General features: G+C 58.3%; 8 protein-coding genes and 1 pseudogene. 5 read left to right on the top strand and 4 right to left on the bottom strand.

Translation table 11 applies throughout. From position 1 onward, the window contains the following. Nucleotides 1-107 precede the first annotated feature (107 nt). The 5 genes from AC3ISI_RS12775 (at nucleotide 108) to AC3ISI_RS12755 (ending at nucleotide 4,301) form a co-directional block, all read left to right on the top strand. Nucleotides 108-1,103 (top strand): aldo/keto reductase, encoded by a 996-nt coding sequence (locus tag AC3ISI_RS12775; RefSeq protein WP_489337280.1) that lies wholly within the window; start codon nucleotides 108-110, stop codon nucleotides 1,101-1,103. Nucleotides 1,104-1,344: 241 nt separating this feature from the next. Further along, nucleotides 1,345-1,791 carry a DUF411 domain-containing protein gene (locus AC3ISI_RS12770; protein ID WP_489337279.1) on the top strand — a complete coding sequence of 149 codons (447 nt, stop codon included), beginning with the start codon at nucleotides 1,345-1,347 and terminating at the stop codon, nucleotides 1,789-1,791. Next, complete coding sequence (locus AC3ISI_RS12765; RefSeq protein WP_489337278.1) at nucleotides 1,791-2,225, top strand: YqaA family protein; 435 nt, start codon at nucleotides 1,791-1,793, stop codon at nucleotides 2,223-2,225. The genes AC3ISI_RS12770 and AC3ISI_RS12765 overlap by 1 nt, the downstream gene beginning before the upstream one ends. Nucleotides 2,226-2,308: 83 nt before the next feature. Then, nucleotides 2,309-3,334 carry an alpha/beta fold hydrolase gene (locus tag AC3ISI_RS12760; protein WP_489337277.1) on the top strand — a complete coding sequence of 342 codons (1,026 nt, stop codon included), beginning with the start codon at nucleotides 2,309-2,311 and terminating at the stop codon, nucleotides 3,332-3,334. A gap of 13 nt (nucleotides 3,335-3,347) precedes the next feature. Next, a complete protein-coding gene (locus AC3ISI_RS12755) occupies nucleotides 3,348-4,301 on the top strand; it encodes a D-2-hydroxyacid dehydrogenase family protein (RefSeq protein WP_489337276.1) in 954 nt (317 codons plus the stop codon). 263 nt (nucleotides 4,302-4,564) lie between these two features. On the opposite strand, the pseudogene AC3ISI_RS12750 reads toward AC3ISI_RS12755, so the two are convergent. The 4 genes and pseudogenes from AC3ISI_RS12750 to AC3ISI_RS12735 all read right to left on the bottom strand — a co-directional run. Beyond that, nucleotides 4,565-4,663: pseudogene (locus AC3ISI_RS12750) on the bottom strand (DUF6124 family protein); the annotation flags it as partial. Between the two features lie 325 nt (nucleotides 4,664-4,988). Beyond that, nucleotides 4,989-7,757, bottom strand: coding sequence for an immunoglobulin-like domain-containing protein (locus AC3ISI_RS12745; RefSeq protein ID WP_489337275.1), 2,769 nt, complete (start codon nucleotides 7,755-7,757; stop codon nucleotides 4,989-4,991). Nucleotides 7,758-8,066: 309 nt separating this feature from the next. Next, entirely contained in the window at nucleotides 8,067-8,426 is a 360-nt protein-coding gene (locus AC3ISI_RS12740; RefSeq protein ID WP_489337274.1) for a DUF6124 family protein, read from the bottom strand. A 430-nt stretch (nucleotides 8,427-8,856) separates the two neighbouring features. Next, on the bottom strand, nucleotides 8,857-11,892 hold the full coding sequence (locus tag AC3ISI_RS12735; protein WP_489337273.1) for a hypothetical protein: 3,036 nt from the start codon (nucleotides 11,890-11,892) through the stop codon (nucleotides 8,857-8,859). Nucleotides 11,893-12,018 lie beyond the last annotated feature (126 nt).

The raw sequence follows: 12,018 nt of genomic DNA, 5'->3' as shown, positions 1-12,018 counted from the left end.
CTCGGATGATTATTTAGAAATAACGAACAGTGATAGCAGTTTTAGCCGGTTTATCTTGTTTTTACCAAGGTCAACACTGTGCATTCACACCACAGGGAGTTGATTTCATGCAAACACGTCAATTGGGCAAAAACGGCCCGCAAGTGTCCGCCATCGGCCTGGGCTGCATGGGCATGACCGATTTCTATACCACGGGCGTGGACACCCGCGAGGCCACCGCCACCCTGCATCGCGCGCTCGAACTGGGGATCAATCTGCTCGACACCGCGGACATGTACGGCCCTCACACCAACGAGGAATTGATCGGCAACGCCATTGCCGGTAAACGCGACCAGGTGTTTCTGGCGAGCAAATTCGGCATTGTCCGCGACCCGTCCAACCCCGGCGCCCGAGGCGTTAATGGGCGGCCGGAGTACATTCGCGCGGCCATCGACGGCACGCTCAAACGCCTCAACGTTGAAACCCTGGACTTGTATTACCAGCACCGCATCGATCCACAGGTGGCCATCGAAGAAACCGTCGGCGCCATGGCCGAGTTGGTCAAGGCCGGCAAGGTGCGTTACCTGGGCTTGAGCGAGGCGTCGGCCGCCACGCTGGAGCGGGCGCACAAGGTGCATCCCATCAGTGCGCTGCAAAGTGAGTATTCGTTGTGGAGCCGCGATCAGGAGGAGAACGGCTGCCTCGCCGCGTGCCAGCGACTGGGCGTGGCGTTTGTGCCGTACAGCCCGTTGGGGCGCGGCTTTCTGACGGGTGCACTGAAAAGCCCGGATGATTTTGCGGCGGATGATTACCGTCGTTTCAGCCCGCGTTTTCAAGGGGAAAACTTTGCGAAGAATCTACTCCTGGTTCAGCAGGTTCAGGCATTGGCGGCGGACAAGGGTGTGACCGCAGGCCAACTGGCGTTGGCCTGGGTGCTGGCGCAAGGTGATTACCTGATCCCGATTCCGGGGACCAAACAGCGCAAATACCTTGAAGAGAACATCGCCGCACTGGAGGTAAAACTCAGCCGCGACGAGTTGCTGGCACTGGAAGCGATATTCCCGGCGAATGCCACCGCAGGCTTGCGCTACCCTGAGGAAGTCATGAAGTTGCTGGACCGCTAGCAACAGCGCCATTCATGGGAGGCGTCAAGGTTCAGTGAATACCTGCACCTGTAGGAGCCGAGCTTGCTCGCGATTGCGGCGTGTCAGTCAACAGTGATGCTGACTGACACACCGCTATCGCGAGCAAGCTCGGCTCCTACAGGGTTCCTTTGCATCACTTGGAAACAATCTCATCGCTCATCCGTGGCTAAACTGGTCAAAATGCCTCTTTTTTTGACCGCCACCCGAGTCGAGATCTCCCATGCGAACCCACCTGCGTCTGATCGCCCTGAGCGCCCTTCTCATTTCCTCTCTGGCCCAGGCCGCCGACCTGATCCCCATCGAAGTCCACCGTGACGCCAACTGCGGCTGCTGCAAAAAATGGATCAGCCACCTCGAAGCCAATGGCTTCAAGGTTGAGGACCATGTCGAAACCAACATGAGCGAATTCAAGCAACAGCACGGTGTGCCGCCGCGTCTGGCGTCATGCCATACCGCGTTGATCAACGGCAAGTTTGTCGAGGGTCATGTCCCGGCAGATCAGGTGCTGGCCCTGAGCAAGCGTGACGATCTACTGGGCGTTGCCGCGCCGGGCATGCCCATGGGCTCCCCGGGGATGGAAATGGACGGCATGAGCGATGCCTACCAGGTGATCGGCCTGAAAAAGGACGGCACTGATGTTGTGGTGGCGGACTACCCCGCCCATTGATGTTCGGTGCTTACCTCGGGCTGTTCTTCGCCGCTTTCGGTGCGGCGACGTTGCTGCCGTTGCAGTCCGAAGCGGTGCTGGTGGGGTTGTTGCTCAGCGACAAGTATTGGCTCTGGTCGCTATTGGCCGTCGCCACGCTGGGCAACGTGCTCGGTTCGTTGGTGAACTGGTGGCTGGGACGCGGTATCGAACGATTTCGCGACCGGCGCTGGTTTCCGGTCAGCCCTGGTCATCTGGAACGAGCGCGAAACCACTATCAGCGTTATGGGCATTGGTCTTTGATGCTGAGCTGGGTGCCGATCATCGGTGACCCGCTGACGCTGGTAGCCGGCGTCATGCGTGAACCCTTGGGGCGATTTTTATTGATCGTGACCCTGGCGAAAGCCGCCCGCTATGGCGTGCTGGCCATGGTCACATTGGGCTGGGTGGGTTGAACGATCCAGTGCGGCGATTGCCTGTTTAATGTCGCCCTAATCATGTCGACCCAGCATCGGCAGGTTTCCCACGGAGTTCCCCCATGCCCCTCGCCCTCTCCCGCTGGCTGCCCAGCCTGCTGTTGACCGCCGCTCTGCCCCTCGCCGCCCACGCCGAAGCGCCGGAATATGGCCCTGAATTGCAGGGCTTCGAATACCCCTACACCGTGAAGCATTTTGCCTTTGAGTCCCAAGGCAAATCCTTGCAAATGGGTTACATGGACGTCGCCGCCCATGGCAAGGCCAACGGCCGCAGCGTCGTGCTGATGCATGGCAAGAACTTCTGCGGCGCGACCTGGGAGAGTTCGATCAAAGCCCTCAGCGAAGCCGGCTATCGGGTCATCGCCCCGGACCAGATCGGTTTCTGCACCTCCAGCAAACCCGATCACTATCAGTACAGCTTCCAGCAACTGGCAACCAACACCCAGCAATTGCTCAAAGCCCTGGGCATTCAGAAGGCCAGCCTCCTCGGCCACTCCACCGGCGGCATGCTCGCCACCCGGTATGCGCTGCAATACCCCGAGCAAGTCGAACAACTGGCGCTGGTCAATCCCATTGGCCTGGAAGACTGGAAAGCCCTTGGCGTGCCCTACCGCACCATCGATCAATGGTACGAGCGCGAGCTAAAAGTCAGCGCCGACGGCATCCGCACCTATGAACGCAACACGTATTACGGTGGCCGCTGGAAGCCGGAATTCGACCGTTGGGTCGACATGCTCGCCGGCCTGAACAAAGGCCCGGGGCATACGCAAGTCGCGTGGAACTCGGCGCTGATCTACGACATGATCTTCACTCAACCGGTGTATTACGAATTCAAAGACCTGAAGATGCCGACGCTGTTGCTGATCGGAACCGCCGACACCACGGCCATCGGCAGTGACATCGCCACGCCCGAGGTCAAGGCCAAGATCGGTCACTACGACGTGCTCGGCAAGGAAGTGGCAAAACTGATTCCGCAGTCGACACTGGTTGAATTCCCCGGCATGGGCCACGCGCCGCAAATGGAAGAACCGGCGCAATTCCACAAGGCGTTGCTCGACTGGCTGAACAAAACCAACCCGGTTCATTGATGAGGTGAGGCTGATGGCGGTGCAGATTGCAGTGATCGATGACTGGCAGGACGTCGCGCGCGACGTGGTGGACTGGTCGGTATTGGAGAGCATTGGCGAGGTGAGTTTTATCCATGACTACCCGGCCGACAACGAAACTTTGGCTGAGCGTCTGGGCGCTTTCGAAGTGATCTGCGTGATGCGCGAACGTACTCGGTTCGATGAGGACCTGTTGCGCCGGTTACCGAATCTCAAGCTGCTGGTGACCGGCGGCATGCGCAACGCGGCGTTGGACTTCAAAGCCGCCGCCGCGCTGGGGATTCAAGTCTGCGGCACCGACAGCTACAAACATGCCGCGCCAGAACTGACCTGGGCGCTGATCATGGCCGTCACCCGCAACCTCGTCGTCGAAGCCAACGCCTTGCGAGCCGGCCAATGGCAGCAAGGACTCGGCGGTGACTTGCATGGCAAAACGTTGGCGATCCTCGGGCTCGGCAGTATCGGCAAGCGCGTCGCCCAGTTCGGGCAAGTGTTCGGCATGCGGGTGATTGCCTGGAGCGAGAATCTGACCAGCGACGCGGCTGCCGAAGTCGGCGTGACCTATGTCAGTAAGCAGGAATTGTTCGAACAGGCCGACGTGTTGTCAGTGCATCTGGTGCTCAGCGAGCGCAGCCGTGGCCTGGTCGACGCCCAGGCGCTGAACTGGATGAAACCCACGGCGCTGCTGGTCAATACCGCCCGTGGCCCGATTGTGGATGAGGCGGCGCTGATCAAGGCCTTGCAAAAAAACCGCTTGGCGGGGGCGGTGCTGGATGTGTTTGAGGTGGAGCCGTTGCCTGAACATCATCCGTTCAGGACGCTGGAGAATGTGCTCGCGACACCGCATGTCGGGTATGTGAGCCAGCAGAACTACCAGCTGTTCTTCTCGCAGATGATCGAAGACATTCAGGCTTGGTCGGCGGGGAAACCCATTCGATTGTTCACCTGATACCAAATTATCGTTCTTCGCTGGCAAGCCAGCTCCTACAGAGTACGCGCGAACCCTGTAGGAGCTGGCTTGCCAGCGAAGAGGCCCGACCAAACACCACAAACCTCTGCATCAACTTTGCTGTTGTGGCGAGGGGGCTTGCCCCGTTGGGTTGCGAAGCAGCCCCAAAACCATTCACCACAGTCTTTCAGTCAGACCGCATTCACTTGGATTGCGACGGCTGCGCCGCCGAACGGGGCGATGCGGCGTTCCGTGGATAAGCGCTAGCCCTGCGGATCGACGTTATCCAGCATCCGGTTGACCGCCAGCTCACCCAACATGACGGAGTGTTGAATCCCCAGCAGGGTGTGGCGCTGCGGACCCTACCCTTAGGCGCACAAGCCGGCGGATTCTGGCGCAGTCGTAGGCAACGGCGCAAGGATGTGTAGCCTGAGAGAGTGTCTGGAGATGTCTTTTAAACATCTCTGTTTAATTACTCGCTCAACTAGGTTTGATACAGAATGCTCGCCAATAGTAGATATTCTCAAAACCTTGGGAGGGGGTGCGGAGCCAGATCAAATCATGTAGCCGGACTTCCAAATATGTGGTCTTTAAATAGACTAGTCCTGGTGTGTCGGTCACCGGTAGCTATGGAGAAACTGGCGGCGTGAAACCTTAACGGGTGTCCAGAATTACTTGACCAGTTCACTACGACCTCCTGATTGCCACTGGAGGGACTAACTCTCCTACGCCTTGCTGCCAATCAAACCACGCCTCTTGATCCCTTATAAAATTGGCGTACAAGCATTTCCTATCAGCTCTTGCATGGAAGATTGCATAGAATTCGTGGCCAACTGAACGATACTCTTTCACAAGTAAGTGTACGGGATGATCTGAGTAATCGTTGGGGTCTATCGCGATACCACCTACCGAGTCAATCCACGCATTAATTTTGGTCGTGTCATATATCGATGGGCCTTTTATTGCTAGGTATCCGTTTGTAACAGTCGCCGTATATGACACGACCTGTGGGGGGATGGACGCATCGGTAACAATGATGCGAGTCGTTCCATTCCCCTTACTCGTCACGGTGCCATCGGCGTTGTTGACCGTGGCAATGGACGTGTTCTCAGAACTGTACCTTCTGGGGAGAACGCCTCCCGAGGCCTGCCTTTGTGCTGTGGTGTTTGGAGGGGTATAGGTTCGCACAAGAATCCAATCTTCCCCCAGAAGAGTTATGAATTGCCCATCTAGTATCAGAGGTGAAGGGTCAATCGTCAGTGGCGGGGGCGATGGTATAACTTTGAATTTTCGCGTATTCGAAACCTGCCCAGTAATGAGCTCTTTTGCCGTGATCGAGTGGCCGCCCACGGGTACGGCAAGCGTTGTATTCCAAGTCGTACCGACAGCGGTCACTGTATGTTTCGGAGCGTCATTATCGTAAATCTCCACTTGGTGGCCGGACGTTACGATGCCCTGCAAGCTGACACTGGTGCTTTTGGTTTCAGTGTCGTGAGGTACTTCGACGTCGTCACCTTTCACCGAGTCTATCCGGGGGGTGATATGTGCGACCGCCCTGACGGTGTAACTGCGCACCGCAAAACTCACCGCCTCCCCTTCATCCTGGCTCCCGCCCAACCCCGCCTTGAACTCCATCGTCAACGCCGAACCCTCCTTCAATCCAATCAGATCCTCATATGGCGCCGTCGCTTCAAAAAAGCCGTTGTCGATCCACCCCTGATTGGTATGCGCAAAAGGCGCGGCCCAGATGACTTCGCGATAGGCGTCGCCATTGGCCTTGGTCCCGGTCAGTGTCAGCCACACATATTGCCCGAGCGCGATAAACGGCCAGGCACTGAACCACATCTGCCCGGTGGTGCTCAGGTCTTTGAGGTGCAACTCGGGGCCTTCGCCGCTGTTAGCCGCTTGTTGAAGTTTGGGTCGATAGGCGGCGCCCAGCACCAGCGGCAAGACGTTCAGCACTAACGGTTGCGAGGGTTGGGGTTGCGCCGGCTCCCGGGTAATGCTGTAAGTCACTGTGATCGGTTTGCCCAGGCTGAACGCGATGACCGCTGGCGGCAAGGCGATGGAGAGCCCGATTTCACTGATGGGTCGCGGCGCGGTGGTGTGGCTGCCTTCGGCCGGTGTACCCGGTGCGCCGGTCCAGGTCACGCTGAGCCAATCCGTCGGTAACAACCCCGTCGCGGGGATCACTGCGGTCAGCGCCAGTTGGGCGGCTAACGGGTCAAGGCTGATGTTGTTCGGCGCTTGCTGGAGGGTCGGTGGTTTCAGCTCAATAGCCGCCTCGCCGATAACCTGCGCATGAGCCATACGCGACTGGCCAAGCGGTGTTTCACCTCGGAACACCTTATAAACCACGGTGACGATGTAGCCGGAAAGGACCTTGTCATTCGGCACTTCCAGCACACAGGGCAATTTCTGCCCAAGCTTGCCCTCAACCACGCCGCTCACCGTCACCACGATGTCGGGCTTCCCGGTCAATGTCGCGGTATACACCGCCACGATGCGGTCGCCGATACTGATGCGGCCGTCTTCGGTCTTGACGAACATCGACAGCGGTTTGCTGCCCAATTTTTCCAGCTCGATGAGGGCCGAATCGTCACCGGGATAGTCGTCGAGGTTTTCCAGCAGGACCGGCATCGCGAAGTGCTTGCCGGCCAGGTCCTCGTCGACGGTTTGCGACGCCGACCAGACGGCATCAGTGTCCGGCGTATTGCCGAGCTGATCAGTGACGGTGTAGGAAAAGTCGAGCGTGCCACTCGGTCGTACGGCGCTATCCAGGTAGGCTCGGGTGACGGTAAAACACACGGTGATCGGCTCCGGCGAACCCGGATTCGGCGGCTGCGGTGCCTCGTTCTGGCCCACCATGTGCGACATGATTTCGCCGTTGCATTTCAACGTGATCGTGTCGTAGGCCCGGCAGTACGGATAGGACACGCACACCTGCGCGCTGACAAAATCGGGGCCGACGCCGTTCTTGATCGCGTCGGGCAACAACAAGGCCAGCTCGGAATGCCCGTCGACCTCGGGCTTGGTGTCTTTCAGACCGGGGCGGATCTTGTTGTACAGCAGGGTTAGCGGGTCGGAGGTGCCCCTGTTATCACTGCCTCGTCTGATGATGTAGAAAAGCTCATTGATCCGGTCCGGGTGCAGGCGGCCCTTGGGGATGCGCAGCGTCGTTTTGGCGTTCACATCGACAATGATTTCACTGTCCAGGAACGTGGTTTCCCCCTCCAGCCAAAGCTCAATCACATCGTTAGGATTCACCGTCCCCACCAAGGGCGGATCCACCTCGACCGTCGCGCCCAGGCCATCGATGACCAGATCATAAATCACCAACGAAACGCCGACGTCAGCTTCAACGACCGGCTGAGTAGCACCCAACACTCGGGGTAGATCAAGCTCGAATACCGTGTTGTCGGACGAAATGGCAACGGGTGGCTGGCTAACGGTCATGAAAACGCTCCTGCATCGGACGTGGCTGGCCTGGTTTCGGCGCAACAGTTGGAGCGATCACACAGGAATTGGCAGTGGGCTGGCTACTGTCAGATCTGACAGTAGCGACGGATGGTCAGGCCTCGAACGGAGGGTTATTGTTCTTCGCGAGCAAGCTCGCTCCTACCGGGTGTACACGCCCCCCTATAGGAGCGGGCTTGCCAGCGAAGGGGCCCGATCAAACCCCACAAAACCCTGAACCCGCTGCAACAACACCAGCAGCTATGTATGGACTCGCCCCTACAGATCAGGCATCACCGCAAAACCGCGCTACCTCTGCGGATCGACGTTATCCAGCATCCGGTTCACCGCCAGCTCACCCAACATGACGGAGTGTTGAATCCCCAGCAGGGTGTGGCGCTGCGGACCATTCAGTTGCCCAGCAAAATCGCTCAACATCACACTCGCTGACGCCAAAGTCTCACAGGCGTTGACCAGTAGGGTTTCGTTATCAGTGTCGGGGCCGACGAAGTAAATGGTGCTGGGTTTGCGCGGGGTGTCTTTGGGGATGACCGGTTTGAGGTAGTAATCGAGGGCGCGGTCGGCGGCAGTGTTGAGTTTTTTGGAATCGGTGGATTCGTACGGGGACACGTCGTCGGTTTCTGGCGGGTTGGGTGTGATTTTGAACATAGTGAAACTCCTTGATGATTGGAGCCTTCACCCATCGCTGCTAAACGAAGAGGGGTGGCGGCTGTACGCGGGTTAGCAGACCAGGGCATCAAGGAACCCGGCGCACCGAAGTGCCCCACGCATAGCCGCCATAACGCAGACCAATAGACGAAACTGTCGATTGATCAGAGGCGATACTGATGCACCTTGATGTCTCCGAGCTGCTAAACCCGATCGCTGATTGGTCAGCGACCCGGAAACAATAGAGCCCGCCCCATAGGCGCACAAGCCGGCGGATTCTGGCGCAGTCGTAGGCAACGGCGCAAGGATGTGTAGCCTGAGAGAGTGTCTGGAGATGTCCTTTAAACATCGCCGTTTAATTACTCATTCAACTACCGGGGACGAAAGATCGGGCCGGTAAATGAATGCGCCCCCTTTTCCTCCCGAAGGGTCATACAAACCGGATTGGATGTGGGATCGACTGCTGAAGCGCGAGGGCGTCGGACAATACAAAATTTCGGCTGTAGGGGCGGTCATTCGTGGCGTAGATCCCTTGCCTGGCCCAGGTCCCGCCCCCAGGAAAGACCGTGCCTCCATACCCACCTCCTGATGCATTGCCAAGGAAAGCCATTCGGGGGTATGGTGCAGTGGCAACAGTCCCGGACCAATTTACGTAAATTCCGTTGTAGTTGCTGCCCGGTGGGATCGCTCCATTCCAACTAGCATTCGTAATAGTCGGGCGAGCCACAGGAGACGCGACGATGATCGTATACGGCAGTGACTCAGCGTCTTGACCATATCGGGCTCGAACAATAAAGGTATGTGTTGCCAAGCTTAGCCCTGAGAGTCGAATGGTCCATATCCCGTTTTCGGCTTTAACTATTCCCATCGACTCCTTCCCGTCAAAAACCTCCACCTCCCGCCCATCGCTGGCTGTGCCCTCAAGCCTGAGTATCGTACTTGCAGTGGCATGATCCTTGGGGACTGACATCAAGATGGGTTGCTCTGTAAGCGCTCGTTCGATCACGGGTCTTTCCGCAGCAGCAGCGGTGAGCCGCCATGGCGGCGAAGAAACTGGGTTGTCACCATAGAGCCCCTTGACGGTGAAGTTATGCATCCCAAGCCGTTGGATAGACACGGGTTTGATCCAGATACGGGAAGCTTCAACCGGAGCGGTCCCTTTAGAGTCGCCTCCCTCAAAGATTTCTACCAATTGCCCCGGCGTCGCGGTGCCAGATAGCGTCACGGCTATATCCACCGTGGTTCCGCCCTCGTCGATAGTGTTGTTGTGGCCGTCTTTCGCAGAAGTGATTTTCGGAGTCTCTACTGCGACCACGGTCACCTTCCACGATGCTGACGCCTCCCCCGCACCATACAATGCTTTGGCAGTGAAACTGTGCGCACCCTCCGCCAGATTTCTCAGGGTTTGCTCCCACTCGCCGTCGGCGCGAACAAGGACGACCGGCCCCACTGGCGTCGTACCATCGTAAAGCTGAATGGTCTGCCCCTGGCTTGCGATGCCCTTGAGTGTGAGGATTTCATCGACAGTGGTACCGCCATTGACGATCTCGACACCTTTGGAGTCAGTCACTGAGTCGATCCCCGGAATCACCAGCTCGACCGCCCTGATGGTATAAACCTGCACCGGAAACCTGACCATCGTCGCGGCGTCGGCCTTCTTTTCGAAGCTCACACCAAAGGTAATGGTCAACCTCGAACCGTCCTTGAGCGTTCGCAGCCACGCAATGGCCGCTGCCGTGGTCACCCCCGACGTGGAAGCATGCGGCGCCCCCGCCCATACCACCCACTCCGTCGTAACGCCTTGCTTGTCAAAGCCGTCATAACGTAACCAGATACAGTGCCGCGACACCTGAAGCAACCACGCAGCCACCCTCAATTGGGCAGAGTCCTGCATCTGCGCCACGTCCAGCACGCCGTCCCCTGCCGCACCATCAATCGTCGGCTTGCTCAACCGCGGGTCGTCATTCGCAATCCGGTTCACGGCCACCATCAACGGCTTCGATTCGGCAACCGGTTGCCCGCCTTTAATCAACTTCCAGGCCAACTGCGGCACCTTGCCGTGCCACAACCCGAGGAAGGTGGCATCGAGGGTGAACAGGGCAAATTTCTGATCCAGCGGCAGATCGACAAACGCGGGCGACTCCGGCAGTGGATTCAGCAGAAACAGGCGCGCCTTGTCACCAGGTACGGCGCCGGCATGGTCGATACGCACGCTGACGCCTTGAGGGTAGTTCAGCGGGTGAAAGGGGTTGGGGGCGGATGGCAAGGTCGGTGGATTCAACTCAATCGCACTTTTACCCACCACCCGCGCCGTGGCCTCTTTGGAAGTGCCGGCCGGCGTGCCACCTTTGAGCAACTGATACGTCGCGGTCACCAAGCTGCCGACAATGACTTTGTCGTTGGCCACTTGCAGCACACAAGGTTTCTTTTGCCCGAATTCATCGGCTTCGACATTGCCGGTCACCGTCACCACCACGTCTGGCTGGCCGTCGACTTTTGCGGTGTAGGTTGCACTGAGGGCATCGCCTAAATCGAAACGTGGGTCGCTGGTCAATACGATCAGCAATAGGGGGTTGTTGCCCAGTTTTTCCAGGTCGATGATGCCTGGATCGTCTGTCGGATCGTTCTGGATTTCCCGCAGGATGGGCTCGGGCAAGCGCGTGCCGGCCAGGTCCTCGTCCGCGGTTTGCGACGCCGACCAGACTGCATCGGTGTCCGGTGTATTGCCGAGCTGATCAGTGACGGTGTAGGAAAAGTCGAGCTTGCCACTCGGTCGTACGGCGCTATCCAGGTAGGCCCGGCCCACGGTAAAACACACGGTGATCGGGTTCGGCGAACCCGGATTCGGCGGCTGCGGTGCCTCGTTCTGGCCCACCATGTGCGACATGATTTCGCCGTTACATTTCAACGTGATCGTGTCGTAGGCCCGGCAGTACGGATAGGACACGCACACCTGTGCACTGACAAAATCGGCGCCGACGCCGTTCTTGATTGCGTCGGGCAACAACAAGGCCAGCTCGGAATGCCCGTCGACCTCGGGCTTGGTGTCTTTCAGACCGGGGCGGATCTTGTTGTACAGCAGGGACAGCGGGTCGGAGGTGCCCCTGTTATCACTGCCTCGTCTGATGATGTAGAAAAGCTCATTGACCCGGTCCGGGTGCAGGCGGCCCTTGGGGATGCGCAGCATCGTTTTGGCGTTCACATCGACAATGATTTCACTGTCCAGGAACGTGGTTTCCCCCTCCAGCCAAAGCTCAATCACATCGTTAGGATTCACCGTCCCCACCAAGGGCGGATCCACCTCGACCGTCGCGCCCAGGCCATCGTTGACCAGATCATAGATAACCAATGAGACGCCGATGTCTGCGCCAACCACCGGGCGGGTCGCGCCCAGCACGCGAGGTGGGTCCAGCGCCAGGACGGTGTTATCGGACGAAATGGCAACGGGTGGCTGGCTAACGGTCATGAAAACGCTCCTGCATCGGACGTGGCTGGCCTGGTTTCGGCGCAACGGTTGGAGCGATCACACAGGAATTGGCAGTGGGCTGGCTACTGTCAGATCTGACAGTAGCGACAAGTGGTCAGCCCATGA

This window comes from Pseudomonas sp. GL_139_B, from assembly GCF_057834475.1.
Note: the sequence above shows the minus strand (reverse complement) of the source record. Positions and strands in the feature narration are given on the sequence as shown.